Source organism: Sphingopyxis sp. Geo48 (genome assembly GCF_949769155.1).
Taxonomy (GTDB): Bacteria; Pseudomonadota; Alphaproteobacteria; order Sphingomonadales; family Sphingomonadaceae; genus Sphingopyxis.
Window position 1 is genome coordinate 46,966 of sequence record NZ_CATKPA010000002.1, and the last position, 25,975, is coordinate 72,940.

Sequence of the window (25,975 nt, forward strand, 5' to 3'; positions counted from 1 at the left end):
TATGAGACCGGGCGAAGCCGTTCCGATCCAGCCAGTCATCGACGGGTTGAACTTTACGGCTTTCCATGTGCGCGTTCTCGCGCTGGTTGCCGGGGTGATCCTGCTCGACGGCTTCGACATTCAACTCGCGGCTTTCGCTGCTCCGGCGATCCTCGCCGACTGGCAGATCGGATCGGCGGCGCTCGCGCCAGTGATGGCGGCGTCGCTGCTCGGCATGGCGGTCGGGACAAGCGTCGGCGGGCGGATCGGCGACCGCTACGGGCGCCGCGCGGCGCTCATCGGCGCCGCCTTCTGGTTCGGCGTTACCGCGATGCTGACCGCGCTCTGCCGCGATGTGACGAGCTTCTCCGTCTTGCGCTTCATCACCGGCCTCGGCCTCGGGGCGGCGGTACCGAACGCGACGGCGCTCGTGGCCGAATGGATGCCCGAAAGGTCGCGCAACTACGCGCTCACCGTGATCTCGGTCGGAGTGCCTTGCGGCGGGATCGTCGGCGCCGCGCTCGCTTCCTGGCTGATCCCCGCTTACGGCTGGCCGGCCGCCTTTCTGGTCGGGGGCGGCCTGCCGTTGCTGCTCGGTCTCGTCATGATCGGGGCGCTACCCGAATCGCCGATCCTGCTCGCGCGGCGCGGCGATGCCGACGACCGGATCGCACAGCTTGTCGCGCAGGCAGGCGGCACGGCGACCGGGCCCTTCGCACCGCCGCCGGTCGTCGCGCAGGGCGGACATGTCTTCGCGCCGTCGCTTCGGCGTTCGACGATCGGCATGAGTCTCGCCTTTTTCGCGGCGTTGATGGCGGTCTATGCGCTGCTGAGCTGGGTGCCGGTGCTGCTGACGGGCGCCGGCTTTGAAATGGCGAGCGCAATCCGCGGGGCTATGATCCTGAACCTGTCGGGGGTCGCGACGTCATTCGCACTGACCTCGCTGATGCTGCGGATCGGATCGCGGCGCACGATGATCGGGACGATTTGCGGCGGCCTGGTGGCGCTCGCGGTGTGGGCGGCTTTGCTCTCGATGCCCGGCGTTCCGCAGGCAGCGATCCTGATCGGCGTCGCGCTGGCGGGGGCTGGCGTCCTGTCGTTGCAGGTGCTGCTGCTCACTCTGTCGGCGCACGTGTTTCCGGTTGAGTGCCGATCGGCGGGGATCGGCTATTCGATCAGCGTCGGGCGGCTCGGCGCAATCGCGAGCGCATTCGGCGCCGGGCTGTTGCTCGCGCAGCCGAACGGATTGCTGCTCTTCTTCGCGCTGGTCGCCACGGCGCTGCTGGTGCTGGCGGTCGCGATGCTGCTCGTCGACCGCCACCTGCCGCCGCGCGGCTAGGGTCCTGACCTTAATCGCGCGGCGGCCAGGGTTTCGCGGGCGCCTTGAACGACGGCTTGCCGAGCAGCGGCGATGTCAGCGCATAGAAGCCGTGATTGGTGAACGCCCACAGTATGTTGCGGTCATATTCGGCGAAGATGCCATAGGTCAGATTGCCTTGCGACTGGCCGCCGGTTTCTGCCTCGGTCGGAAAGCGCGGGACGAAATAGCCCGCGATCGCCGGCTTGGTCGGATCCTTGACGTCGAAGATCTGCACTCCGCCATTGTAGAAGGCATAGGCGACGATGCCGTCGCGGAAGCGTCCTGGTTGGGTGAGGTAGCCCGAACGTTTCGGGCCGAAGCTGCCGCGCCGCTGGCAGAAGTCGGTAAAGGCGGCATCGGCGGGGGGTGTCGGGCGCGGGAATTTCGTCACGATCTTGAGGTCCGCCGGATTGCGCGCGTCGATGACGAGGATATCCTTGTACGGCTCATAGCATTCGTCGTTCATGGGATAGCCGTTGGTGAAGATATAGCCCGTGCGCTCATATTGGCTGAGGTCGACATTATCGAATTCGGTCCCGGCGAACTTCGGCACCTGATTCACATGGCCGACGATCCGGATGTTCGCCGGATCGCTGATGTCGAGCGAATAGAGGCCGAGGCCCGCCATCGCGCCGAAGGCGATCCGGCCGCCCTCGTCGGGCGCCTTGGTCATGAAGGGCGGCATTCGCGACCCGAACCACGAGGTGCGGTTGCCCGCGCGCGGGTTCATCAGATAGGCCGCCTCATGCTCTGCGTCGCCAAGGATCTGACCCGGTCCCGCGAACTGGCTGACGAATTTGGGATTCGCGGGGTCGCTCATATCCCACACCTGATAACCCGGCGTGTAGATATAGTCGGCGAACTCGGTCAGCATGAAGCGGTCGTCGGGGGCGGTCGACAGGAACATATATTTGCCGCCCGTCCATGCCGGAATGTCGAGCGCGCCCGATCCCTGCTGCTGTCCCGGCGGCGCGTCCGGATGACGATAATCGGTCGTCCGCTCGGCAACGAGCTTCCACTGGTCGGGAAGCGGGCCGTCCATTACATAGACGCGAAAGCCCTTGAGGCCTTTCCAGCGCTTCAGCGTCTCGACACCCTCGGGTTCGATATATTTCTCGTCCATGATGCCATAGCGCGGCACTTCGAACGCCTGCACCATCACATATTTGCCGAGCCCCTTGTGCCACGAAATGTTCGCGGCGCCGAAACCCTCGCCCTTGCCGTAGGGGTTGACGATGTCGGGCTTGCCATAGGCGCCGATACGCTGGCCGCGACGATAGACGAGCTTCGCCTTGCGCGGGTCGGTGATATCGAACACCCCCATGCCCGCGCGATAATAGGTGTACATGTAGCGCTTGCCGCCGAAGTCGGCGATCGACTGCCAGGTGTGGCCGGTCGACGGAATGAAGTTGTAGAACGCCAGTACCTCGACGTTCTTCGCATAGCTTTTCTGGTCCCAGTAACCGAGCTGGCCCGGGAAATTCGGCGCTTGCCGGACGAGCGGCGTCGCTTTGGGATGTGTGAAGCGACCCGTCGCGGGGTCCATGCCATAATCTCTGCCGGGCACCGGCGGCGCGGGCTTGCGATTGTAGGTTAGGTTCCACCACGCGCGGATATCTGGATCAGGAATGTCGCTTTCTTGTGCCGTGAGCGGGGGCTCCTTGGCCGTGCTTTCCGGCGGTTCCCCGGCAAAAGCGGGCAGCGCCATGCTCGCCATCGCGAGCGCAAGGGCGCACGCGGCGCCAGCATAGTTGTTCACCCTGTCGCGCATGGAGACCTCCCGAGCTATAACCCCGCCAGACTTGTCAGCCTTGTGGGGGCGGCGATCCAATATCCTATGGCAGGGTCATTATAATCGCATGGGAATAGCGCACCTCGCGTGTGGCCCGCGTCGCGGCGTCATCGAGCGACGATATAGCGATTATGCAATATCATAAGATGCATAATCTATTATCTAGATATACAACGGTGACTAAGAACCGGCCTGCCATTCAATCAGGCCGGCGCAGATGCTTTCCCGTAGAGGACAAGGCGCGTCCGGCTGCAGGAGAGGACATGATGGAATCGACACGCGCCCTGCGTTGGGCACTTCTTGCCACCGTCGCCACCCTTGCGGCACCCGCCGCGGCGCAGGCCCAGGCTGCTCCCGATGACGGCGTTGAGGCGTCGGGCGACGAGATCGTCGTCACCGCGCGCAAGCGCGAGGAAAGCCTGCAGGACGTGCCGATTTCGGTGCAGGCGTTCAGCAGCGCCGCGCTCGAACGCTCGGGCATCAAGGATTTCTCCGAGATTGCGTATCGCGTTCCGGGTCTCAAGCTCAGCGCCGAGCGTGCGGTCGACACCGAACTTTTCATCCGCGGCATCGGTTCCGACATCCAGGGCGCCGGCGCCGACGGCGCGGTCGGCATCTTCCTCGACGGCGCGTATCTGTCGCGTGGGACCGGATCGCTGCTGGACCTCTATGACCTCGAACGGGTCGAGGTGCTGAAGGGGCCGCAGGCGCTGCGCTTCGGGAAAAGCGTCGTCGGCGGGCTGATCAACTATGTGACGAAAAGGCCGGGCAACGAGTTCGAGGGGCGCTTCGAGGCGACCTATGGCAATTACGACAAGCTCGACGTCGCCGCGTCGGTGCGCGGACCGGTGTCCGACACGCTCGGCCTCGGCCTGACGGTCAGTTCGCGCAAGCACGACGGTTATGCGACCAACACGCGCGGCGGCGACGAGGAGGACCAGAATGTCCAGTCGGTGCGTGGGCAGCTCCGCTGGCAGCCCGACGCGACGCTCGATATCAATCTTTCGGCCGATTATACGCGCCACCGCGACGGCGCGCGCTGGGTCGACATCATCGACCCCGCCGACAGCAACGAGGTCACCTACCTCGGTTTCTATGCGCCGCCGATCGCCGGCCTGCCCGGTTTCGTCCTGCCGAACCGCAACGCGCCGTTCCAGAGCGCCAAGCGCCGGTCGGGCGCGCATAATTTTACCGGCTTCCAGAATTCGGACATGTACGGTGTCAGCGGCAGCATCGACTGGCAGCCGAGTTCGGCGCTCAGCATCACCGCGCAGACCGCCTACCGCGATTCATCGCTGGCGGCGCGCGAGGATGGGTCGGGGATGTTTTTCGATTTCGCGATCGATCCGGCGACGAACGCGCCTGATATCACGCCCGCGATGCTGGCCGGGATCGACACCTATCTCGCGACCGTCCCTGACAGCTATTTCGACAGCGGCAAGGCCGAGGACGTCAAGCAATTCTCGCAGGAGCTGCGGTTGCGCTGGGACGATGGCGGACCGCTCCGTATCGAAGGCGGCGTCTATTATCTGCGCGAAAAAATTCGCCGCGCCGAGGACGTGAATTTCCTGTTCCCCGACTATCAGGCGATCGAGGAATTCGCCTTTGCGATGGCCTTCGGCGGCACGCCGGGGACGCCGTTTCCGGGCTCCAACCATACGGTGACGACGTCGAAAAACGACAATATCGGCGTCTTCGGCGAACTCAGCTACGATCTGACCGACCAGCTCACGCTCGAAGCGGGGCTGCGCTATGCCTATGACCGCAAGGTCTATTCGAACAACCGGTCGGGCGTGTCGTTCGAGGGGGCGCCGGTCAACTTCGTGGTCGGCGAAACGCGAAGCTGGGACGCCTGGCTACCCAGCGCGACGCTGCGGTTCGAGCCGAATGACGATGTCACGCTCTATGTACGCTACGCCAAGGGATACAAGCCGGGCGGCTGGACCGGTGAGGATGCGAATACCCCGGCAGAGGCGCTGGTGTCGTTCGACCCCGAAACGGCGGACAGTTTCGAGGCCGGCGCCAAGCTGGCGCTCGCCGACCGGCGTATCTTCCTGAACGCCGCCGCCTATTACACCACCTACGACAATCTCCAGACCAACCAGTTCCTGTCGCCGGGACCGGGGCTGCCGCCTGACAATTTCGTGTTCAACGCGAAGAATGGCACGCGCGCCTACGGTCTGGAACTCGATTTCCAGGCGCGGGTGACCGAACGCTTCACGCTGTCGGGGAATTACGCCTATTCGAAGTGCAACTTCACCGGCGAGCTGATCATCGACGACGACGGCACCGACCTCGACGGCAACAGCTGTCGCCGCACGCCCAAACATGCCTTCAGTGTGGCGGCGAACCTCGACCAGCCGATCAGCGACAGCCTGGTGCTCGTCGCGGGCAGCGACTTCCAGTACACCGGCGCCAATTTCTTCGACAATCCCAACACGCCGATCCTGAAGTTCGACAGCGAAATCCTGCTCAATGCCCGCATCGGTGTGCGGGACGCCGACGACAAATGGGAGCTGACGGCGTGGGCGAAGAATCTGACGAACGAGCTCAACTTCACGAGCAAGCTCGAGCTGTTCGGCACGATTTATGGGACCTATATCCCGCCGCGCACCTATGGCGTGACGGCGCGGTTCCGCTTCTAGGCAGAAAGGGTCGTCGATGACGGGCAGCAACAGATACTGGACGGGCGGCGCGGCGATGCTGGCGGCGCTGCTCGCTCCCGCGGCGCTTTCCGCCTCCGACTGGCAGGAGAAACCCGCCGGTCCCATCAATATCACCGATCCGTGGCTGAAGGCGTGGCAGGAGGCGACGCCCGAAAACCCGCCCGCCGACCCGGTGCCCGGCGTCGATTACGGGATGAATCCCGATGGCAGCTTCCGCCATCCCGCCTCGACGCGACTGACCACCGACGTTCCGGGCTTTCCCGGTCAGCTCGAACACTGGGACCAGAAGAGCTACGCCAAGAATGTCGAGGTCATCGCCTTCTATCCGGCGGTGACCTCGCCTTGGCACGCCTGGGCGAATGTCGTCGATTTCGGCGGGCGGCGGTATCTCTACACGCACGACCGCGACTATCTGCGCATCCTCGACGTCACCGATCCGCGCAAGGCGAAGATCGTCTGGTCGAAAGGGGGTGTCTGGGGTGCCGATGGATCGAGCGAGGACTGGGACGCGGCGGCTGTTACCGACTATTTCGGCGGGGTCACCGTCGCATGGAACAAGAAGCTCCAGCGAAATGTCCTTGTCGCATCCTATGAAATCGGTCGCTTCGGCCTGCTCGACGACAAAAGGCGCGAACCCGACAAGGTCGCGGCGCAGCGCCACTATAATTCGCTGAAGGGCTTCAAGGTCTTCGTGATGAACGGGCCGACGCCCGACAAATGGGATCTCATCGCGACGCGGACGACCGACTACCGGCATCCCGACGCGCCGATCGGCGAGCAACAGGGATCGGGCGCGCTCGACGCGGTGACCTGGTGGGGCGGCAAATATATGCTGCTGTCGGCCGCGCCCGACGACAGCTACGGCCTCACCGAATATCCCGACTATCTCTATTCGCCGGGCTATCAGGTCTGGGACATGGACGATCCGGCGAACCCGAAGTTCGTTTCGCAGATCACCGTGCCGGGCCAGGTGATCGGCGACAAGGCGAGCGAGGCGGCGTACCGCGCCAATCCGCGCGCGGGCAACCGGACGAGCTGGATGGGGTCGCGCAACCCGATCGTGCTTACTAAGCCGGTCGAGCAGGGCGGCAAGATCGGCTTCGGCGGGATGGGCGGGCTCGGCTTCTATACGTTCGATCTCAGCGATCCGGCGCAGCCGAAAGCGCTCGGCCATTTGACCGTCCCGCCGAGCTACGCCGGGACCGAGTTCGATAATGTCGATGTCAGCCAGTACGACCGCACCGGCTTCGTCTTCTCGAACGGCTATCCGATGAACGAGAGCTGCTTCGAGCCGTACAAGGATATTTTCTCGATCGACGTGCGCGATCCCGCGCATCCGAAGGTCGCGGCGAAATTCCCGCGGCCGGTGCCGCCGGCGGGCGCGGGCTTCACCGATTATTGCCAACGCCGGGGCAGCTTCGGGCCGAAGCGCTCGGGCGGGCTCGGCCAGCCCGAGCGCGGGCGGCAAGGGCTGGCGATCTATGCCTTCTACAATGCCGGCATCCAGATTTTCGATGTGAAAGATCCGGCGAAGCCGACGATCGCGGGCTATTTCGTCCCGCGCTTCCCGACCGAGAAGGAGTTGCCGAGCTATACGTTCGGCAATTCGACCTTTGCCGTGTACACCGAATATGACCGCAACATCATCTGGGCCTTTTCGGTGAACGGCGTTTACGCGCTGTCGAGCCCGCTGCTTGGCAAGCCGAACCTTGGTGCCCCCAAAAAAATCTGGCCCGAACGCCGCTGACCCCCTGACCGGAGAATAGATTATGCGCGCATGGACTATCGCGCTGGCGGGAGCATCGCTCCTTGCCGGATGCTCGAACGCACCCGCCAAAAATGTGGCGGATAAGCCTGCGGAACCTGCGGGCGACAATATCCTCCACATCAGCTGGGGCGGGATCGCGGAGGCCGATCCCGGCGAGGCGAAGCGGCACTGGTCGACCTGGACGATCAACCTCGTCGATGGCGGCGCGGCTTATGGCTGGCTGTCCGACAAGGGCACGACGCTGCCGCACGCGCTCAATTTCGAACTCGCGGGCAACGGCAAGATCGCTGCCGTCGCGCTCGACAACCGGTTCGAGCCCGTGGTGCGCGAGGACGGATCGATGTCGCAAACCGCCGAAGGCTCGCCGGTTCGCCGCTTCGCGCTCTTGGGCTCGACCAAGGGGCCGGAAGGGCCGTTCGAAACGCTCGTCGAAGGGGAGGCCAAGGCCGACGCCCAGACGGTCGTGAAACTTCCGAAGGAAAGCTCGGCGCGCTGGCTCCGTCTGCGGATCGACAGCAACTGGTCTGGCAAGGGGCCGACGCGGCTCTCAGACCTTGCCGTCATCGGCACGCTCGACCAGCGCGGCGCCGCCGCCGTCGCCGATGTCAGCGGCGTTTATGGCCATGAATATGGCCCGATCGCGCTGCGGCAAAAGGGCAATGAGATTTTCGGCTGCTACAATGACGGGCTGGGTACGCTGCGCGGCACGATCTTCGGCCGGATCATGCGGCTTGCCTGGTTCTCGAAGGAAGAGGGCAGCATCGGCGCGGCGACGCTGGTCGCGGCGAACGGCAAGCTCTATGGCTTCTGGTATCGCCCCGAAGACAGGATGGGGAGCCCGTGGAACGCGGTGCGGGAAGGCGGCCTAGAAGGCGCCGATTTCGGCAAGTGTCGCGCGGCGCTCTATCCGCCTGCCTGATGCCGAGGATCATGCCATGAGCCTGCCGTTTTCCGTTGCCGTGCCGACGGTGGAGATCGTGGGAAGCGACGACCGTTTCCCCGTTCGCCGCATCTTCTGCGTCGGCCGCAATTATGCCGAGCATGCGCGCGAGATGGGCGGTTCGCCCGAGCGCGAGCCGCCTTTCTTCTTTTCGAAGCCTGCCGACGCGCTGGTCGAAGCGAACGCGGATATCGCGATGCCGCCGCGCACCGCGAACCTGCATCACGAGATCGAACTGGTTGTGGCGCTTGGCAGTGGCGGCCGCGACATCGCGCAGGACAGGGCCATCGAAACGATCTTCGGCTACGCGGTCGGCAACGACCTGACGCGCCGCGATCTGCAGGCCGACGCGAAGGCAGCGGGGCGGCCGTGGGACATGGCGAAGGGCTTCGACGCCAGCGCCGTGATCTCGCCGATCCGCCGCGCCGACGAGATCGGCCATCCCGCCAAGGCGCGGATCTGGCTGACGGTGAACGGCGAGGCGCGGCAGGAGGGCGATATCGCCGACATGATCTGGCCGGTCGCCGATATCGTTGCCGAACTGTCGACCTATGTCGAACTCAAGGCGGGTGACCTTATCTACTCCGGCACGCCGGCGGGCGTCGGCCGTATCGTCGCCGGCGACCTGGTCGAGGGCGGGGTCGAGGGCGTCGGGACGATCGCGAACCGCTTTATATAACGCATAGGTATATCGCGGCGGTCATTCGGTATTATTTGTTTATGGCGGACGCGCCTAGGCCGATTGCCAGAACGGCTCTTGCATGAAGGATCGCGCATGAAATCGACCAATGTTGCCCGCAATGTCGTGGGCGCGCTCCGCGACATGGGCGTGCGCCATGTGTTCGGCGTGCCGAGCGGCGGCTGGGTCGACTATATGGAGGCGATCCGCACCACCGACGGCATCGACTTCGTGCTGACGAGCCACGAGGGCGGCGCGGGCTTCATGGCGGACGTCTGCGGCCGGCTGACCGGCGTGCCCGGCGTCTGCTTCGGCACCTTTGGGCCCGGTGCGACCAACCTCGCGACGGGGGTCGGCGGGGCAACGCTCGACCGCTCGCCGATGATCGCGCTGACCGACGAAATGCCCGCATCGCTGCGCGGCCGAACGGTACAGATGGCGATCGACCATCAGGCGCTGTTCGCGCCGCTCACCAAGACGACGATGCGGATCGAGGCCGACGGCGCGGTGGCGACGCTTGCCGATGCCGCGCGCATCGCGCTGTCGGGCCGTCCCGGCGCGGTCCACGTCGGGCTGCCGCAGGGCATGAGCGCGGATGCGGTCGAGGCGGCGACCATCGGCACGATTGCTGCCGATCCCGTGCCTGCTCCCGCAACGGCCGACATCGATGCGCTGGTCGCCGCTTTCACGGTGGCCGAAAAACCCGTTCTGGCAATCGGCCTCGGCGCCGTCCATGCGCGGGTCGAGGACCGCATCGTCGCGCTCGCCGAGCGTTTTGGCCTGCCGGTGCTGCTGACCCCGATGGCGAAGGGCATGGTGGCCGAGGATCACCCCAACTATGCCGGCGTGCTGTTCCATGCGCTGTCCGACATGGTCGGGAAAACCCATGCCGAGGCCGATCTGGTCGTCGCGGTCGGCTATGACCCGATCGAGTTCAATTATGAAAGCTGGATGAAGGACGGGCTGGCGCTTGCGAGCATCGACGTCGTCCCCGCCGATATCGATCGCGACATGCATCCCGTCGTTGCCGAGGTTGTCGGGACGATCGCCCCAGCGCTCGACGCGCTGCTCGCGCTGCCGGCCGGGCCGAAGGCATGGGATCTCCTGGCACTTGCGGAGCGCAAGGCGGCGATGTTCGCCAGACTAGTCGGCCGCGACGGGCCGTTCGGTCCCTGCGCCGCGCTCGATGTGCTGCGCGACGTCCTGCCCGACGAGGGCATCATGACCTGCGACGTCGGCGCGCACACGCATCTGATCGGGCAGCATTGGCGGACGCCGAAGCCCGGCACGCAGATCATGACCAACGGCTGGTCGGCGATGGGCTTCGGACTTCCTGCCGCGATCGCGGCGAAGCTCAGCCGCCCCGATACGCCGGTGTGCTGCGTGCTCGGCGATGGCGGCTTCCTGATGACCGCCGGTGAATTGGCGACCGCGGTGCGCGAGAAGCTGCCGCTGGTCATCGTGATCTTCACCGACAATGATCTCGCGCTGATCCGCATCAAGCAGGAAAAGAAACAGAACCCGATTTACGGCACGCCGGTGCGCGCTGAAGGGACGATCGGCGGCCCGTCGCTGTTCGGCGTTCCGGTGACGGTCGCGCGCGATCCCAACGAGTTCCGCGCGGCGCTCGAGGCGGGCTTTGCCGCCGACGGGCCGGTGATCGTCGAGGCGCTGCTCGACAGCCGCGAATATGACGAACTGGTGCTGCGCAGGGACAAGCCATGATGCATGCCGCGGTGGGCGGGGGCCGATCGCTGCTGATCGACGGTCGCTGGGAGGCGGCGGACGAGACGATGGCGGTGGTCGATCCGTGGACAGGGCGGCCGATCGACGCAGTTGCCTGCGCGGACGCCGGGCATGTCGAGCGCGCCGTCGCGAGCGCGCTGCGCGGGGCCGAGGCGATGCGCCTGCTGTCGACCGGTGAACGCGGGCGCATCCTCCATGCCGCCGCAACCGCGCTCGAAGGCGATGCCGGACGATTTGCCGCCGCGATCACGTCCGAGACGGGCAAACCGATCCGCAGCGCACGGCACGAAGTGGCGCGTGCGGTGAACACGCTGCGCCTCTCCGCCGAAGAGGCGGTACGGCTCGCGGGCGAGACGATCGCGTTCGACGGCTTTCCGGGCGGCGAAGCACGCTCGGGCCATTATGTCTATGAGCCCGTCGGAGTGATCGCAGCGATCACGCCGTTCAACGATCCGCTCAACCTCGTCTGCCATAAGCTCGGTCCGGCCTTCGCCGCAGGCAATGCGGTGATACTGAAGCCTGCCGAACAGGCGCCGCTCGTCGCGATCATGCTGGCGCGGCTGTTGCTCGCCGCCGGACTGCCCGAGGAAGCGCTCTGCCTGCTGACCGGGCGCGGCGAGGATTTCGGCGACACGCTGACGGGTCATGCCGACGTCGCGATGATCAGCTTCACCGGCGGCGCGCGCGTCGGCGAGGCGATCTGCCGCGCTGCCGGGATCAAGCGTCTCGCGATGGAACTCGGCGGCAACGGGCCGGTGATCGTGATGGACGACGCCGATATCGAACGGGCTGCCGCCGCCTGCGCATCGGGCGCATTCGGCGCTGCCGGGCAGAATTGCATCGGCGTCCAGCGCATCTATGTCCACGACGCGATCTACGATGCGTTTCGCAATGCGCTGGTCGCGGCGGCGCGCGCACTGCATGTCGGCGACCCCACCGTTCCCGCGACCGACGTCGGTCCGATGATCGGGGTAGCGGAGGCCGAGCGGATCGTCGCGTGGACGGTTGAGGCGGTGTCGCGCGGGGCGACGCTCCTGACAGGCGGCGAGCGGGCGGGGACGCTGGTTCGGCCCACGCTGCTCGAAAATGTTCCGGGCGATGCGCGCGTCGCGTGTGACGAAGCCTTTGGTCCGGTCGCCAGCCTGTTCCGCTTCGCCGAGCTTGACGAAGCCATCGATGCGGCCAATCGCGCCGATTATGCGATCCACGCGGCGGTGTTCACCGAATCGCTCCGCACTGCGCGCCATGCCGCCGGGCGGCTGCGCGCGGCGGGGGTGATGGTCAATGATTCGACCGACTACCGGCTCGACGCCATGCCGTTCGGCGGAGCAGGGCGGGGCAATATGGGACGCGAAGGCGTGCGCTTCGCCGCGCGCGAAATGTCGCAGACGAAGGTGATATGTTTTCATGACGCTTGATGCCGCCAATCTCGACCGCGCTGCCTGCGCGGCGCTCGATCGCGCCGACCCCCTGGCGCCGCTGCGCGACCGTTTCGCCCTGCCCGAGGGGATGATCTATCTCGACGGCAATTCGCTCGGCGCGATGCCGAAGGGGGCAGCGGCGCGCGCGCAGGATGTGGTGACGCGCGAATGGGGCATCGACCTCATCAAGAGCTGGAACAGCGCCGGGTGGTTCGACCTGCCGGTGCGCCTCGGCAACAAGCTGGCGCCGCTGGTCGGCGCCGCGCCGGGCGAGGTCGTGATCTGCGATTCGACGAGCCAGAACCTGTTCAAGGTGCTGTCCGCTGCGGTCGCGCTGCGCCCCGACCGCAGCGTGCTGATCCTCGAGGGCAGCAATTTCCCGACCAACAATTATATCGCAGAGGGCGTCGCCGCGGTGACCGGAGGGCGCGTGACGGTGCGTCTCTGCGAAAAGGACGAGATTGCGGGCGCCATAGACGGGGACACGATTGCGGTCGCGATCACCCATGTCCACTACAAGACGGGTCATATCCACGACATGGCGGCGATCACCGAACGCGCCCATGCCGCGGGCGCGCTCGCGCTCTGGGATTTGTGCCACAGCGCGGGGGCGATGCCGGTCGACCTGAATGGCGCGGGCGCCGACTTCGCGGTCGGCTGCACCTATAAATATCTGAATGGAGGTCCGGGCTCGCCCGCGTTCCTCTTCGCGGCGGAGCGGCACCAGGGACAGGCGCTGCAGCCCGTGACCGGCTGGTGGGGTCACGCCGCGCCCTTCGCTTTCGAACCCGGCTATCGCCCGCAGCGGGATATTCGCCAGTTCCTGATCGGCACCCAGCCGATCCTGTCGATGGCGCTCGTCGAAACCGGGATCGACATCCATCTGGCAGCCGACATGGCGGCGATCCGCGCCAAGTCGATGGCGCTCACCGATCTGTTCATCCGCCTCGTCGAGACGCGCTGCGCGGGGCACGGCTTCGCGCTCGCCTCGCCGCGCGAGGCGGCCGCGCGCGGCAGCCAGGTATCCTTCGCGCACGTCGAGGGTTATCCGATCATGCGTGCGCTGATCGCGGCGGGCGTGATCGGCGATTTCCGCGCCCCCGATACGGTGCGTTTCGGCTTCACCCCGCTCTATGTCCGCTTTGTCGATGTATGGGACGCCGTCGACCGTCTCGTGGCGATCATGGACGGCGACATCTGGAAACAATCCGAATATCAGGCGCGCGAAGCCGTCACCTGAACGGCGCGCGAGGGGAGCGAAAATGGAAGAACAGGCCTATCTGGACCGCGAAGCGGGGCTCGAGCGCGGGCTGAGCAAGGCGCAGATCATCATGATCGGCCTGGGCGGCGCTATCGGCACCGGCCTGTTCATGGGGTCGGGCATCGCGATCGGCTATGCCGGGCCGGGCGTCCTCGTCAGCTATATGATCGCGGCGCTGATCGCGGTGATCATGGTGTTCAGCCTGTCCGAAATGGCCGTCGTCCATCCGACCGCGGGGTCGTTCGGCACCTATGCCGAAATCTACCTGGGGCCGCTCGCAGGCTTCGTCGTCCGCTATACCTACTGGATCCAGCAGATGCTGCTGATCGGCAGCGAGGCGGTCGCGGTCGGCATCTATATGGGCTGGTGGTTCCCCGATATGCCGGTGTGGATGTGGGCGCTCGGTAGCGCCGCAACCGTCGTCTGGGTCAACACGCGCGCAGTGCATAATTTCGGCTCGGTCGAATATTGGCTGACCGTGATCAAGGTATCGGCGATCGTCGCCTTCATCATCGTCGGGCTCAGCCGCATCGCCGGGATCGTCGGCGATCCGATCGGCCTGCACAATGTGACCGGGCTTCCCGGCGGTTTCCTGCCCAATGGCTTTTCGGGTGTGTGGCTGGCGGTGCTGATGGCGCTCTTCTCTTTCATGGGACTCGAGTTCGTGGTCGGCACCGCGAGCGAGGCGAAGGATCCGAAGACCGCGATTCCTGCCGCGCTGCGCACGATGGCGGGACGATTGTTCCTCTTCTACATCCTCGCGCTCTTCATCATTGTCGCCTTCCTGCCGTGGACCCAGTCGGGGGCGAAGGTCGTCACCGAAAGCCCCTTCGTGAAGATGTTCGCGAGCGCGGGCATCCCCTATGCGGCGGGGATCATGAATTTCGTCGTCGCCTCGGCGGCGCTGTCGGCGATGAATACCAGCATCTACCTCGGGTCGCGGATGCTCTTTTCGCTGGCGCGCGGCGGTTATGCGCCGCGCGCGTTCGGCGAACTCAACGCGCAGCATGTGCCGATGCGCGCGACGATCGTCACCGGCATCGGCATCCTTGCCGCGGCGTCGCTGTCGATCCTGACGCCCTACGCCTATAACTACCTGTTCGGGATTGTGCTTTTCGGCGGGCTGCTCGTGTGGAGCGCGATCCTCGTCAGCCACCTGCGGTTCCGGCGCCGGCATCACGCGAGCAGCTTGCCCGTGCGGATGCCATTCTTCCCCTATGCGCAGATTTTGGGTCTCGGACTGCTCGGCGCGATCACGGTGACGATGGCGATCGACGCCGACTGGCAGGTCGCGGTGTTCGCGGGCGTTCCATGGCTGATCGCGATCACTGCGGCCTATTTCGTCTGGCGGCGACTGGCGGGCGGCTCGGCGAGCCCGTCCTGATCCTGGCCCAGCTCGGCGCGGATCTCCGCAGCGACCTCACCGACGACCTCCATGAAATAGGCGGCCGCCGCGGATAGCTCGACATTGGCGTGCATCGTCGCGCCGATTCTGGAGTTCGCGCCTTCGAGCGTCACTGGCAGCGCGACGAGCCCGGCCTGTCCGATGCCAACCTGATGCGGCATCGCCGCGAGCATGTCGGTATTTTTCAACAGGGCGTGGTTGGTCAGGATCGAGACCGATTCGATCACGTCGAGCGGCGGTTCCAGGTCTTCGTGGCGAAACGCCTGGTCGATCTGGCGACGTAGGGACGTCTGCGTCGGCGGCATCACCCACGCCTGATCGACGAGGTCGGCGAGGGTGAGCGATGCACGGGTCGTGAGCGGGTGGCCTTCGCGAACCATGATCGACACGGTGTCGAGATAAAGCACTTCCTGCCTCAGTCCCTCGCGTTCGCGATATTCGGGCAGGCGTCCCAACACGACATCGATGTCGCCGGTGCGCAGGCCCGGCATCAGCCGGTCGATCGTCCCCTCGGCCACGGTCACCGCGATCCCCGGCCGTCGCTCGCGGAGCCGCGCAAGCGCGCGCGGGAGCAGCGAGGTCGACGCCGCGAGCAACGTCCCGACATGGACGCGCCCCGACAGGCCTTCCTCGAGCGATTGCAGTTCCTCGCTGGCGTGGCGGAGCTGGGCGAGGATCAGCTTGGCGTGCTTGATCATCACGCGGCCGAAATCGGTCGGGGTCACACCGCGCGACGAGCGTTCGAAAAGCTGGACGCCGAGCGCGTCCTCCAGCTCCTTGATGCTTTTCGTCGCGGCGGGCTGGGCGATGTTCAGCGCCTGCGACCCCTTGAGAACCGTGCCCTCGTCGGCGATCGCGGTGAGCAGGCGGAGCTGGCGCAGCTTCAGTCGGCTCAGCAGGAAATTCTCGTGAAATTTAGGCATCGTGCATCTCCCGCCCCGTCCGGGACAGCTATAGCCTTTTTGTAATAGCGTGGGCAAGTCTCTGGATTATAGTTGATAGCTGAGCGGGGTTACTCACCCTCATGACCCGCGCGCATCGGCGACCGACGGGATGACCATGGGACAGGGGTGCGGCGACAATCATGACGGACGATGGCGCAAGGCAGGCGGCGGTGATCGACATGCACAGCCACTTCTTTCCCGCGATGGACGCGGCCTATCGCGCGCGTGCGCAGGCGGAGGGACTGCCCTGGCTGCGTGACGATGGGGCGGGGAAGGGCTTCATCATGCAGGGCGACAAGGAGTTCCGCCCGGTCGACGATATTCTCTGGGATCCGGCGCGCCGGGTCGAGGCGCTCGACGAGCAGGGCATCGACCTCCAGATCATCTGCGCGACCCCGATCATGTTCGGCTACAGCCGCCCGGCCGGTCTGGCGCTCGACTGCGCGCGCCGCTTCAACGACGAGGCGCTGGTCTTTTGCAGCCATGCGCCGAGCCGGATGAAGGCGCTGGCGCAGGTGCCCTTGCAGGACATCGAGCTGTCGTGCGCCGAAGCGAGCCGGGCGATGGAGAGCGGTCATCTGGGGGTCCAGATCGGCAACCATATGGGGCTGCGCAACCTCGACGACGAGGGCATCCTGACCTTCCTGACGCATTGCGCCGAGATCGGCGCCGCGGTGCTGGTCCATCCGTGGGACATGATGGCGCGCGAGCGGATGCCCAAATATATGCTGCCCTGGCTCGTCGCGATGCCCGCCGAGACGCAATTGTCGATCCTGTCGCTGATCCTGTCAGGTGCTTTCGATCGCTTGCCCAAGAGCCTGCGCATCTGTTTCGGCCATGGCGGCGGCAGCTTCGCCTTCCTGCTCGGGCGGGTCGAGAATGCGTGGAAATATCGCGACATCGTCCGCGCCGACTGCCCCAATCCGCCCTCGAGCTACGTCGACCGTTTCTTCGTCGACTCAGCGGTTTTCGATCCGCGCGCACTGAGCCTGCTGATCGACGTCATGGGCGAGGATCGCGTGCTTCTGGGCTCCGACCATCCGTTTCCGCTCGGCGAGCAGGACATAGGCGCGCTGGTGCGCGGGCATAACGGGCTGACCGCGGCACAGAAGGCGAAGATCTTCAGCGGCAATTCGCGCGCCTTCCTGAATCTTTGAACCTCAGCAGCGAACAAGGAAAGGCCGCCGGAGCGATGCTACGGCGGCCTTCGAGTTTCGAGGGGGAGGCCGCGCCTGTCAGGCGGCCGGCGGCGCGCCCTTGAAGCTCTCGGTCCCGGCCCAGCCGCGTTCGGAAACGTCGACCATCACATTCTCCGGCCCGGTCATCTTGTATTCGGCGTTGTCCTTCGCCGGATTCTTGCCAAGACCCTGTGCCAGATTGACGTCGTGGCGCGGCGCGTAGCCCGAATTTTCGAAGCGCTCGACGACCGCAGCGATGTCGTCGCACTGAAAGCCGATGTGGTGCAGCCCCGTGTAGCCCTCGGGAAACTCCATCCCGGCGGCGGGGCGGTTCTTGAAGCAGAGCAGCGCGATATTGATGTGGCCGTCGGTCACATAATAGCCGCGCGCATTGCGGCTATCGATCTTGCCGGCGAGGGTCCAGCCGAGCACGTCGGTGAAGAAGCCGACCGAATTGTCTGGGTCGGCGGATGCGATCGCGACGTGGCGGAGACGGGTGGTCATGGGTTTGGCCTTTCTAGGTTCCGATGCGGATGGGGCTGACGAGATCGTGGAGCGCGGCGACGATGCTTTGCGCGGTGATCCGGCCGGTGCCGGGGTTCTCGACAGTGGGAATATTCTCGATCGCGAGTTCGAGGCGCGCGCTGTCGGAATCGACGACGATGCGGTGCGTGTTACGTTCGAGCGCGGGGTCGGCCCAGATTTCGAGCCGCGTCCGGTCGGGGCCGATGCCCGCGAGGCCGAGCGCCGCTGCAACATTGACGTTGGCGGGAAAGGCGATGGCGCCCTCGCGCGCGCTGCCCTCGAAGATCTTGAGCGGTTCGGCGAGGGCGGTGAGGTCGATGTTGTTGCGCACGACATGCTCGGCCTTGACCAGCGACTTTACCGGCTTGCGCGTCACCATCGTCACCGAGTGGATCGTGCCGATCGCGGCGGCGCGGACGGCATCGAGGCCAAGCAGGGCGCCGGTGGCAAGGACGATGCGCCCGCCATGATCGCGTGCGATATCGATCGCCTCGGGCCATTGCATCAGCGCCGCGCCGCTGACCGTGACCAGCGTCTTGCCAGCGGCAAGCGTCGCGGTGGCGATATCGCGAAAGGCCGCCGTCGGTGCACTGTCGACGACAACGTCGGACAGCGCGACAAGCTCTTCGGTGCCGACGACCGGCACCGGACCTTTCAACGCGGTCATCGCGGCTTCGGCGCGCGCGCGGTCGCCCGCCGATACGGCGGCGAGGGTCAGCGGCGGCCCGCCTGCTTCGATATGGCGCGCGACGACGCGGCCGATGGTGCCGAATCCGGCGATGCCCACTTGTGTCATGCCGACCGCGCTACGGTGTTCGCCATATACAGGATAATATTGATTGGCGGGGGCGCTATTTCCAAAATCATATAAAGAAAGCGGTTGGGGTTAGATATATAAATTTGATTATAGATATCCCACATTTCTATCTTTGACCGCATATGCAGTGCGACGCACAAGCAAGGCCGACCTTTGGGGGAAGCCGATGCTGGATGTGCTGGACGGGGAAATGCTGACGCTCGCGGCGATGATGCTCGTCACCGGCGCGGCAGGCGGCGTGATCGCCGGCATGCTCGGTGTCGGCGGCGGCATCGTGATCGTCCCGGTTCTCGACCTTGTTCTGTCGTCGCTCGGGATCGATTCCGACATTCGGATGCATGTTACCGTCGCGACCTCGCTCGCGACGATCATCCCCACTGCCATCTCCTCGTCGCGCGCGCACGAAGCGAAGGGCGCGGTCGATCACGACCAGCTGAAACGCTGGGGCATTGCGATCTTTCTCGGCGCGATCGCCGGGGTCATCCTGGCCTCGCGCGCCTCGGGCGATACGCTGTCGGCGGTGTTCGGGATCGTTGCGCTGCTCGTCGCGATCAAGATGCTCTTGCCGCTTGAGGGCAAGCATATTGCCGAAGCGGTGCCGGGCGGTGCGGGCGGCCAGTTCATTCCCTTCGCGATCGGCGGTATATCGAGCATGATGGGGATCGGCGGCGGCACGCTCAGCGTGCCCGTAATGACGCTGTTCAACGTCCCGATCCATCGCGCGGTCGGCACGGCGGCGCTGTTCGGTCTGATGATCAGTGCGCCCGCGACCGTCGCCTTCATTGTCACCGGCTGGAATGTCGAGGGATTGCCGCCGGGCAGCCTCGGCTATGTCAACCTGATCGGCCTCGCGATCATAGCGCCGGTTTCGTACCTGACGGCACCGCTCGGCGCACGGATCGCCCATGCGCTGTCGAAGCGGCAGTTGAGCCTGATGTTCGGCCTGTTCCTGACCGTCGTCGCGGTGCGGATGCTGCTCAGGGCGTTCGGGTGAGATGCGATGCCCAGGCCCCGCAAAAACCCGCCCTATAAGAAAATCGGCCCGCTCTATGCGCAACGCATATTGGATCGCCGCGCCGCGCTCGCGCAGATCGGGGGCGCCATCGCGCTCGGCTGCGCATCGCCGGCGTTCGCCCATTCCACTGGAAAGAAAGATCGACGCATGACCCGGTTTGCCCTTGCCACTCGCGCCACGGCCGAAGGCCCGCGCCCCACGATCCAGGTCGGTGACGCCTTTCACGATCTCGTCGATGCCGCGGCGGCGCACGGCTATTCTGCCGTTGCGGGGGACGTCACCACGATCATCCGCGACTGGGACGCGCGCCGTGACGGCTTTTTCGCGCTCGCCAGCGCGGTGGGCGGTTCCTCGGCGGCGCTCGACGCGCCGAAGCTTGTCGCGCCGTTCGAGCCGCGCCGCATCTTCGCCGCCGCGTCGAATTTCATCGAACATGCCGAGGAAATGCAGACCAAGCTCGCCGCGAAGGCCGAGAGCGAGCCCTATATCTTCTTGAAGACGATAGAGAGTGTTGTCGGGCCGGGCGATACGGTCGTGGTGCCGCCGCAGGTCTCGCGTCCCGACTGGGAGGTCGAGCTGGGTGTCGTGCTCGGCAAGCCGGGCAAGAATGTCGCCGTGGATGCCGCCCACGATCTGATTGCCGGCTATACGATCGTCAACGACGTGTCGGCGCGCGACCGCACCCGGCGGACCGACTTTCCCTTCTCGCACGACTGGTTCCGCGGCAAGAGCTTCGACAGCTTCACGCCCTTGGGCCCGGTGTTTGTGCCGCGCGACTGCCTCGGCGATCCGCACGACATCCGCCTTGGCCTCAAGGTCAATGGCGAGGCGATGCAGGACGGCAATACGTCCGAGATGATCTTCAACATCTACGAACAGATCGCCTATCTCTCGACGATCCTCGAACTTCGTGCCGGCGACCTGATCGCGTCGGGGACGCCCGCCGGGGTCGGAATGGGGCGGGGCGTCTTCCTGAAGGATGGCGACGTCATGGATGCGTGGGTCGAGGGGATCGGCGAGCTGCGCAACCCCGTCGCCGCGCCGCACCTGCCGAGGGGGTGAGTGAGATGGTCGCCTTTCATCGCCGATCGCTGATCGTCCCGCTGCTCGTCGTCGCGGCGGTCGCCGCGCTGACCCTGTGGAGCGCCTTCGGCGGCAACACGCCGCAAGCCGCAAAGCAGGCGGAAGACACACGCAACGTGCAGTTCAACATGGCCTGGCTGCCGCAGGGCAGCATGGCGGGCATCTTCGTCGCGATCGACAAGGGCTATTTCGCCGAAGCGGGGATCAACGTCGAACCGGTGCGCGGCTTTGGCGGGATGCGCACCGCGAACGAGCTCGATCAGGGCATGTTCGAATTCGCCTATATCGACCCGCTGTCGGTCGCGCTCAATCGTTCGAAGGGCGGCAAGGTGCGGATGATCGGCGGTATCAACATGCGGCTTCCCGCCGGCGCCTGCTTCGTCAAGGAACGCCACCGGATCGAAAGGCCGGCCGACCTTGCGGGGCTGCGTTTCGGTGCAGGGCAAAGCTCGATGATCCAGGCGCTGCTTCCAGCTTGGCTCCAGGCCAATGGCGTCGATCCCGCGCGCGTCGAACGGATCCAGCTCGACCCCGCGATCGTCGTCTCGTCGCTCGTCGAGGGACGGATCGACGCCGCCGAATGCTGGCTCGGCAATTCGCTTGCGCTGTTCGACAAGGCGGCGAAGGCGAAGGGCGTGACGATCGGGCGCATCGGCTACGCCGACTACGGGCTCGACGTCTACGGCAGCGGCTTCGCGACGCGGGACGCGCTGATCGAGAAGGATCCCGAACTGGTGCGTGCCTTTCTGAAGGCCGCCTATCGCGGCTATGCCGACGCCGCGCGCGACCCCAAGGCGGCGCTCGCGATCATCCGCAAAGCCTATCCCTTGCTCGACGAGGCGGTGACCGAGCGCCAGATCCGCGAGACCGCCGAACTGATGACGGCCGAGGGCGGATCGCTTCGCCTGAAACCCGAAAAGGTCGAGCGCACGGTCGCCTATCTGCAGGCGAGCGGCCAGCTTCAGGGCTTCGATCAGGCGCCGCAGCTCTTCACGAACGCCTTCGTTCCGATGGGAAACCAGCCATGACCGATCCTGCTTCCTACCGCCCGCGTCCGACGCGGCTCGGCCACCTCGTGCTCAAGGTGCGCGACATCGACCGCAGCCTTGCTTTCTACACCGAGGTGATGGGGCTCGAGGTGTCCGACTGGATCGATCATAACATGGTCTTTTTGCGGGCCAGCGCGGATCATCACGATCTTGCGCTGCTCCAGCTTCCGCCAGGACATGGTGCTGCACCCGAGGGGCACTACCCGGCGGTCGAGCATTTCTCCTACCGCCTCGAAACGATCGAGGAGATGGAAAGGGTCGCCGCGATGCTGATCGCGCGCGGCATCCCGATCGACCGCGGCATTGGCAAGCACGGGCCGGGGGCGAATAGCTTCCTCGTCTTCCGCGACCCCGACGGCAACAATGTCGAATTTTACACCGACATGACGCAGATCACCGCCGACAGCCCGTATGAGCCGTCGGTGTGGGACGGGAAGGACCTCGAAACCTTCGACCGCTGGCATCTCGATCGCTTCCTCGTGCCGCCACCGGCGCGCATCCAGGCGCTGCTGGACGCGGCCGAAAAGAGGGAGGGCGACGCGTGAGCAGATGGTTCAATCGCGATACGGCGATCAGCGCGGGCTTCTTCCTCGCGCTCGGGCTGGCATGGGAATATGGCGTTCGCTGGTCGGGCGTCCAATCCTATCTGCTGCCGCCGCCGAGCGCGATCCTCGGCGAGCTTTGGGCATCGCGCGGCGCGATCCTGTCGCAGAGCCTCGTCACGCTGACCGAGGTTTTCTGGGGCTTCCTCATCGCGGTGGCGCTCGGCGTGCCGATCGCGGCGCTGATCTATTTCTCGCCCACCGCGAAACGGACCGTCTATCCGCTGTTCGTCGCGCTGCAGAGCATCCCGAAAATCGGGCTGGCGCCGCTGATCGTGGTCTGGTGCGGCTATGGCCTTGCGTCGAAGCTGATCATGGCGTTCCTCTTCGCGTTCTTCCCGATCATCATCGCGACGCTCGGCGGGCTCGCCAGCACGCCCGCGCATCTTGAGGAGCATTTCCGCGCGCTCCGCGCGACGCCGATGCATAGCTTCTGGCGCCTCCGTGTTCCCGCCGCGCTGCCGAGCTTCCTCGACGGCTGCAAGGTTGCGATGCCGCTCGCGGTGATCGGCGCGGTGGTCGGCGAATTCGTCGGATCGAACGACGGGCTCGGCAATCTCATCCTGACCGCATCGGGATCCGGGCACACGACCTTGACCTTCGCGGCGCTGATCGCGGTGACGGTCCTGTCGCTTCTTCTCTTCTACGGCGTCGCCTATTGGGAACGCTTCATCTGGTGGCGCGCAGCATGAAATCGGTGATCTCTCTCTCCGGCGCGGGCAAGCTGTTCGGTGGCCTCCAGGTATTGAAAGACGTCAGTGCCGAGATCGGCGCCGCGGAATTCGTCTCGATCCTCGGCCCCTCGGGCTGCGGAAAGAGCACGCTGCTGCGCCTGATCGCGGGGCTGGTCCCCTTCGAGCAAGGTCATATCCGCTTCGGCGGGGCCGAGGTCACCGCGCCGACCGCCGAAATGGGCTTCGTCTTCCAGACCTCGAACCTGCTGCCCTGGCTCACAGTTCGCGACAATCTGCTGCTCGGCGTCGATCTCGACCGGCAGGCGCGACGTCCCGACGAAGCGGCGATCGCTGCGCTCGTCGAGACGCTGGGCCTCACCGGCTTCGAAGCGAGCTATCCCAGCGAACTCTCGGGCGGGATGCGTCACCGTGTCGCGATCGGGCAGGCGCTCGCCCGCGACCCGCAGGTTTTGCTGATGGACGAGCCCTTCGGGGCACTCGACGCGCTGACGCGCGACCGGCTCAACATGGAGCTGCTCCGCATCTGGCAGCGCGACCGCAAGACGGTGCTGCTCGTCACCCACAGCATTTCGGAAGCGGTGCTGCTCTCCGACCGCGTGCTCGTGATGTCGGAGCGGCCCGGGACGATTATCGAGGATGTCCGCATCGACCTGCCGCGCCCGCGCGATCCCAGCGCCACGCGCGAGGATCCGGCGTTCGGCGACTATGTCGTGCGGCTCAGCAAATTGATGGGGGTAGCGTGATGGAAAGCGGTGTGCTGGCGACCGCGGGCGCCGAGATATATTGGCAGGCGCTTGGCGAAGGACCAGCGGTCGTGCTGGCGCACGGGATCGGCGGCAATCATGCGATCTGGTATCGCCAGATCGATACCCTGTCGCGGTCGAACCGCGTCATCACCTTCGACCATCGCGGTTTCGGGCTGTCGCGTGATCTCGACGGGCGCGGGCGCGACGCCTTTATCGACGATCTGGCCGCGCTGCTCGATCATCTCGGCGTGGAGAAAGCGGCGCTCGTCGGCCAGTCGATGGGCGCGGGCACCTGCATCGGCTTCGCTCATCGTGCGCCCGGCCGCGTCGCCGCGCTCGCGATCTGCGACAGTCTTCATGGCATTGCCGAGAGTGCGCAGGTCAAGGCGATCATGGACGCGGCGCGCGCGAAGGCCACGACGCTCGGCCAGATAGAACGCGTGCTCGGGGCGGGGGCGCCACCCGAGCTGGCGGTGCTCTATCGCCAGATCGCGAGCTTCAACGCCGTCGACCGGCACAGCCTGACCGGCAGCTTCGATGCGCGTCCTGCCGCCGAGCTCGGCGGCAAGGGCTTCCCGATCCTCTTCCTTGCGGGCGTCGACGACATCCTTTTCCCGATCGAGGCGGTGCGACTCGCGCAGGCCGAAGTGCCTGGCTCCTTCCTCGTCGAGGTCAATGAGGCGGGGCATTCGGCGTTCCTCGAAGCGCCGATGCAGTTCAACGACACCATATTGTCGCTGCTCCAGATGGCTGGCCATGTCGGCACGGCAGGCGCTGCGCATAGCAATGCCGCGGGCTATGTTCCGGTCGGGGGTGCGGCATGACCGGCGCTGCCTATCCCTTCTCTGAGCGCCCGGTGCTGAACTATGTCGACGGCGCTTTCGTCGAGGGCGATGGCTGGTTCGACAATGTGAACCCTGTCGATGGCAGCGTCGCGGCCCGCGTATCGCTCGCGAGCCGCGACCTCGTGGACCGCGCCGTCGCTGCCGGGCGCGCGGCGCTCAAGGGGCCGTGGGGCAGGATGTCGCAGGCCGAGCGCTGCAAGCTGCTTGTCCGCGTTGCCGAGGGGGTCGAGGCACGCTTCGACGAATTCGCCGCCGCCGAGATCGCCGACACCGGCAAGTCGCTGCATCAGGCGCGGACGATCGACATTCCGCGCGGCGCCGCCAATTTCCGCGCCTTCGCCGCGATTGCCGAGGCGCGCGCGATGCCGAGTTTCCGTACCGACCTTGCCGACGGGCGCAGCGCGATCAACTATGCGATCGCGCGGCCGCTAGGGGTTGTTGCGATCGTTTCGCCCTGGAACCTGCCGCTGCTCCTTATGACGTGGAAGGTCGCGCCCGCACTCGCGTGCGGCAATGTCGTCGTCGTCAAGCCGAGCGAGGAGACGCCCTCGACCGCGACCCTGCTCGCCGAGGTGATGGATGCGGCGGGCGTGCCGCCGGGGGTCTTCAACCTCGTCCACGGTTTCGGGGCGAAGTCCACCGGCGAATGGCTGACCGCGAATCCCGATATCGACGCGATCACCTTCACCGGTGAGTCCGCCACCGGCGGTGCGATCATGCGCGTCGCGGCTGCGGGCGTGAAACCCGTGTCGTTCGAACTCGGCGGCAAGAATGCCGCGCTCGTCTTCGCCGACTGCGATTTCGACGAGGCGGTCGCAGGGACGGTGCGCTCGGTCTTCTCGAACTGCGGGCAAGTGTGCCTCTGCACCGAGCGCGTCTATGTCGAGCGGCCGATCTTCGACCGCTTCGTCGCCGCGCTCGCCGAACGCGCGAGGGCGCTCACCGTCGGCGATCCCTGGTCGGGCGCCGACATGGGGCCGCTGATCTCGCACGATCACCGGGAGAAGGTGCTCTCCTATTATGCCTTGGCGCGTGAAGAGGGGGCGACTGTGGTGACCGGGGGCGGGGTTCCCGAACTCGGTGGCCCGCTAGCGCATGGTGCGTTTGTCGAGCCGACGATCCTGACCGGGCTCGGGCCCGATGCGCGCTGCGTGCGCGAGGAGATTTTCGGTCCCGTCTGCCACATCGCACCCTTCGACCGCGAGGACGAGGCGATCGAGCTCGCCAACGACACCGACTATGGTCTCGCCGCGGCGATCTGGACGCGCGACGTCGGGCGCGCGCACCGCGTCGCGGCGCAGATGGAAACGGGGATCGTCTGGGTCAACGAATGGTTCCTGCGCGACCTCCGCACACCCTTCGGCGGGATGAAGCTCTCGGGCATCGGGCGCGAAGGCGGCGAACATTCGCTGGGCTTCTATTCGGAGCCGACCAATATCTGCGTAAAACTGTAAGAGGA

22 protein-coding genes are annotated in these 25,975 nt (G+C 65.8%); 18 read left to right on the plus strand and 4 right to left on the minus strand.

The window, feature by feature from the left end; all coding sequences use genetic code 11:
• Window position 1: 1 nt before the first annotated feature.
• On the plus strand, window positions 2-1,318 hold the full coding sequence (locus QOL79_RS06830; protein WP_283419072.1) for an MFS transporter: 1,317 nt from the start codon (window positions 2-4) through the stop codon (window positions 1,316-1,318).
• A 10-nt stretch (window positions 1,319-1,328) separates the two neighbouring features.
• Here the strand turns inward: QOL79_RS06830 and QOL79_RS06835 are convergent, their stop codons facing one another.
• Window positions 1,329-3,110: an LVIVD repeat-containing protein gene (locus QOL79_RS06835; RefSeq protein ID WP_283419073.1), complete on the minus strand. Its 1,782-nt coding sequence runs from the start codon at window positions 3,108-3,110 to the stop codon at window positions 1,329-1,331.
• Window positions 3,111-3,394: 284 nt separating this feature from the next.
• Here QOL79_RS06835 and QOL79_RS06840 point away from each other — a divergent pair, with 284 nt between their 5' ends.
• The 8 genes from QOL79_RS06840 to QOL79_RS06875 all read left to right on the plus strand — a co-directional run bounded on the left by QOL79_RS06840 (window position 3,395) and on the right by QOL79_RS06875 (window position 14,996).
• The gene (locus QOL79_RS06840) at window positions 3,395-5,776 is read left to right on the plus strand and encodes a TonB-dependent receptor (protein WP_283419074.1); all 2,382 of its coding nucleotides are present in this window, start codon (window positions 3,395-3,397) and stop codon (window positions 5,774-5,776) included.
• Window positions 5,777-5,792: 16 nt separating this feature from the next.
• Window positions 5,793-7,544, plus strand: a complete 1,752-nt coding sequence (locus QOL79_RS06845; RefSeq protein ID WP_283419075.1) for an LVIVD repeat-containing protein — start codon at window positions 5,793-5,795, stop codon at window positions 7,542-7,544.
• A 94-nt stretch (window positions 7,545-7,638) separates the two neighbouring features.
• Entirely contained in the window at window positions 7,639-8,484 is an 846-nt protein-coding gene (locus tag QOL79_RS06850; protein ID WP_283419076.1) for a hypothetical protein, read from the plus strand.
• A 16-nt stretch (window positions 8,485-8,500) separates the two neighbouring features.
• Complete coding sequence (locus QOL79_RS06855) at window positions 8,501-9,184, plus strand: fumarylacetoacetate hydrolase family protein (RefSeq protein WP_283419077.1); 684 nt, start codon at window positions 8,501-8,503, stop codon at window positions 9,182-9,184.
• Window positions 9,185-9,280: 96 nt separating this feature from the next.
• On the plus strand, window positions 9,281-10,909 hold the full coding sequence (locus tag QOL79_RS06860) for a thiamine pyrophosphate-binding protein (protein ID WP_283419078.1): 1,629 nt from the start codon (window positions 9,281-9,283) through the stop codon (window positions 10,907-10,909).
• Window positions 10,906-12,348 carry an aldehyde dehydrogenase family protein gene (locus tag QOL79_RS06865; RefSeq protein WP_283419079.1) on the plus strand — a complete coding sequence of 481 codons (1,443 nt, stop codon included), beginning with the start codon at window positions 10,906-10,908 and terminating at the stop codon, window positions 12,346-12,348. Before QOL79_RS06860 ends, QOL79_RS06865 begins: the two co-directional genes overlap by 4 nt.
• A complete protein-coding gene (kynU, locus tag QOL79_RS06870) occupies window positions 12,338-13,591 on the plus strand; it encodes a kynureninase (protein WP_283419080.1) in 1,254 nt (417 codons plus the stop codon). Before QOL79_RS06865 ends, kynU begins: the two co-directional genes overlap by 11 nt.
• Before the next feature lie 22 nt (window positions 13,592-13,613).
• Window positions 13,614-14,996: an amino acid permease gene (locus QOL79_RS06875; protein ID WP_283419081.1), complete on the plus strand. Its 1,383-nt coding sequence runs from the start codon at window positions 13,614-13,616 to the stop codon at window positions 14,994-14,996.
• Here QOL79_RS06875 and QOL79_RS06880 read toward each other — a convergent pair.
• Complete coding sequence (locus QOL79_RS06880) at window positions 14,948-15,940, minus strand: LysR family transcriptional regulator (protein WP_058454810.1); 993 nt, start codon at window positions 15,938-15,940, stop codon at window positions 14,948-14,950. The two genes, QOL79_RS06875 and QOL79_RS06880, sit on opposite strands and share 49 nt — an antisense overlap.
• A gap of 161 nt (window positions 15,941-16,101) precedes the next feature.
• Here QOL79_RS06880 and QOL79_RS06885 point away from each other — a divergent pair, with 161 nt between their 5' ends.
• Window positions 16,102-17,118: an amidohydrolase family protein gene (locus QOL79_RS06885; protein WP_283419082.1), complete on the plus strand. Its 1,017-nt coding sequence runs from the start codon at window positions 16,102-16,104 to the stop codon at window positions 17,116-17,118.
• A 78-nt stretch (window positions 17,119-17,196) separates the two neighbouring features.
• On the opposite strand, the gene QOL79_RS06890 is transcribed toward QOL79_RS06885, so the two are convergent.
• Window positions 17,197-17,643: a VOC family protein gene (locus QOL79_RS06890; protein ID WP_058454809.1), complete on the minus strand. Its 447-nt coding sequence runs from the start codon at window positions 17,641-17,643 to the stop codon at window positions 17,197-17,199.
• Window positions 17,644-17,656: 13 nt separating this feature from the next.
• The gene (locus QOL79_RS06895; RefSeq protein WP_283419083.1) at window positions 17,657-18,460 is read right to left on the minus strand and encodes an aspartate dehydrogenase; all 804 of its coding nucleotides are present in this window, start codon (window positions 18,458-18,460) and stop codon (window positions 17,657-17,659) included.
• A gap of 187 nt (window positions 18,461-18,647) precedes the next feature.
• Between QOL79_RS06895 and QOL79_RS06900 the strand changes: the two genes are divergently transcribed.
• The 8 genes from QOL79_RS06900 to QOL79_RS06935 all read left to right on the plus strand — a co-directional run bounded on the left by QOL79_RS06900 (window position 18,648) and on the right by QOL79_RS06935 (window position 25,970).
• A complete protein-coding gene (locus QOL79_RS06900; RefSeq protein WP_283419084.1) occupies window positions 18,648-19,475 on the plus strand; it encodes a sulfite exporter TauE/SafE family protein in 828 nt (275 codons plus the stop codon).
• Window positions 19,476-19,643: 168 nt separating this feature from the next.
• Window positions 19,644-20,558: a fumarylacetoacetate hydrolase family protein gene (locus QOL79_RS06905; RefSeq protein WP_283419085.1), complete on the plus strand. Its 915-nt coding sequence runs from the start codon at window positions 19,644-19,646 to the stop codon at window positions 20,556-20,558.
• Between the two features lie 5 nt (window positions 20,559-20,563).
• Window positions 20,564-21,607 (plus strand): ABC transporter substrate-binding protein, encoded by a 1,044-nt coding sequence (locus tag QOL79_RS06910; RefSeq protein WP_283419086.1) that lies wholly within the window; start codon window positions 20,564-20,566, stop codon window positions 21,605-21,607.
• Window positions 21,604-22,173, plus strand: coding sequence for a VOC family protein (locus QOL79_RS06915; protein ID WP_283419087.1), 570 nt, complete (start codon window positions 21,604-21,606; stop codon window positions 22,171-22,173). The genes QOL79_RS06910 and QOL79_RS06915 overlap by 4 nt, the downstream gene beginning before the upstream one ends.
• On the plus strand, window positions 22,170-22,922 hold the full coding sequence (locus QOL79_RS06920; RefSeq protein ID WP_283419088.1) for an ABC transporter permease: 753 nt from the start codon (window positions 22,170-22,172) through the stop codon (window positions 22,920-22,922). Before QOL79_RS06915 ends, QOL79_RS06920 begins: the two co-directional genes overlap by 4 nt.
• On the plus strand, window positions 22,919-23,668 hold the full coding sequence (locus QOL79_RS06925; protein ID WP_283419089.1) for an ABC transporter ATP-binding protein: 750 nt from the start codon (window positions 22,919-22,921) through the stop codon (window positions 23,666-23,668). The genes QOL79_RS06920 and QOL79_RS06925 overlap by 4 nt, the downstream gene beginning before the upstream one ends.
• A complete protein-coding gene (locus QOL79_RS06930; RefSeq protein ID WP_283419090.1) occupies window positions 23,668-24,495 on the plus strand; it encodes an alpha/beta fold hydrolase in 828 nt (275 codons plus the stop codon). The genes QOL79_RS06925 and QOL79_RS06930 overlap by 1 nt, the downstream gene beginning before the upstream one ends.
• Window positions 24,492-25,970 carry a 2-hydroxymuconic semialdehyde dehydrogenase gene (locus tag QOL79_RS06935; protein WP_283419091.1) on the plus strand — a complete coding sequence of 493 codons (1,479 nt, stop codon included), beginning with the start codon at window positions 24,492-24,494 and terminating at the stop codon, window positions 25,968-25,970. Before QOL79_RS06930 ends, QOL79_RS06935 begins: the two co-directional genes overlap by 4 nt.
• Window positions 25,971-25,975: the final 5 nt, after the last annotated feature.

Coding starts and splice junctions, on each gene's coding strand:
- QOL79_RS06830 (WP_283419072.1), top strand. CDS start 2: ATGAGACCGGGCGAAGCCGTTCCGATCCAGCCAGTCATCGACGGGTTG.
- QOL79_RS06835 (WP_283419073.1), bottom strand. CDS start 3,110: ATGCGCGACAGGGTGAACAACTATGCTGGCGCCGCGTGCGCCCTTGCG.
- QOL79_RS06840 (WP_283419074.1), top strand. CDS start 3,395: ATGATGGAATCGACACGCGCCCTGCGTTGGGCACTTCTTGCCACCGTC.
- QOL79_RS06845 (WP_283419075.1), top strand. CDS start 5,793: ATGACGGGCAGCAACAGATACTGGACGGGCGGCGCGGCGATGCTGGCG.
- QOL79_RS06855 (WP_283419077.1), top strand. CDS start 8,501: ATGAGCCTGCCGTTTTCCGTTGCCGTGCCGACGGTGGAGATCGTGGGA.
- QOL79_RS06860 (WP_283419078.1), top strand. CDS start 9,281: ATGAAATCGACCAATGTTGCCCGCAATGTCGTGGGCGCGCTCCGCGAC.
- QOL79_RS06865 (WP_283419079.1), top strand. CDS start 10,906: ATGATGCATGCCGCGGTGGGCGGGGGCCGATCGCTGCTGATCGACGGT.
- kynU (WP_283419080.1), top strand. CDS start 12,338: ATGACGCTTGATGCCGCCAATCTCGACCGCGCTGCCTGCGCGGCGCTC.
- QOL79_RS06875 (WP_283419081.1), top strand. CDS start 13,614: ATGGAAGAACAGGCCTATCTGGACCGCGAAGCGGGGCTCGAGCGCGGG.
- QOL79_RS06880 (WP_058454810.1), bottom strand. CDS start 15,940: ATGCCTAAATTTCACGAGAATTTCCTGCTGAGCCGACTGAAGCTGCGC.
- QOL79_RS06885 (WP_283419082.1), top strand. CDS start 16,102: ATGACGGACGATGGCGCAAGGCAGGCGGCGGTGATCGACATGCACAGC.
- QOL79_RS06890 (WP_058454809.1), bottom strand. CDS start 17,643: ATGACCACCCGTCTCCGCCACGTCGCGATCGCATCCGCCGACCCAGAC.
- QOL79_RS06895 (WP_283419083.1), bottom strand. CDS start 18,460: ATGACACAAGTGGGCATCGCCGGATTCGGCACCATCGGCCGCGTCGTC.
- QOL79_RS06900 (WP_283419084.1), top strand. CDS start 18,648: ATGCTGGATGTGCTGGACGGGGAAATGCTGACGCTCGCGGCGATGATG.
- QOL79_RS06905 (WP_283419085.1), top strand. CDS start 19,644: ATGACCCGGTTTGCCCTTGCCACTCGCGCCACGGCCGAAGGCCCGCGC.
- QOL79_RS06910 (WP_283419086.1), top strand. CDS start 20,564: ATGGTCGCCTTTCATCGCCGATCGCTGATCGTCCCGCTGCTCGTCGTC.
- QOL79_RS06915 (WP_283419087.1), top strand. CDS start 21,604: ATGACCGATCCTGCTTCCTACCGCCCGCGTCCGACGCGGCTCGGCCAC.
- QOL79_RS06925 (WP_283419089.1), top strand. CDS start 22,919: ATGAAATCGGTGATCTCTCTCTCCGGCGCGGGCAAGCTGTTCGGTGGC.
- QOL79_RS06930 (WP_283419090.1), top strand. CDS start 23,668: ATGGAAAGCGGTGTGCTGGCGACCGCGGGCGCCGAGATATATTGGCAG.
- QOL79_RS06935 (WP_283419091.1), top strand. CDS start 24,492: ATGACCGGCGCTGCCTATCCCTTCTCTGAGCGCCCGGTGCTGAACTAT.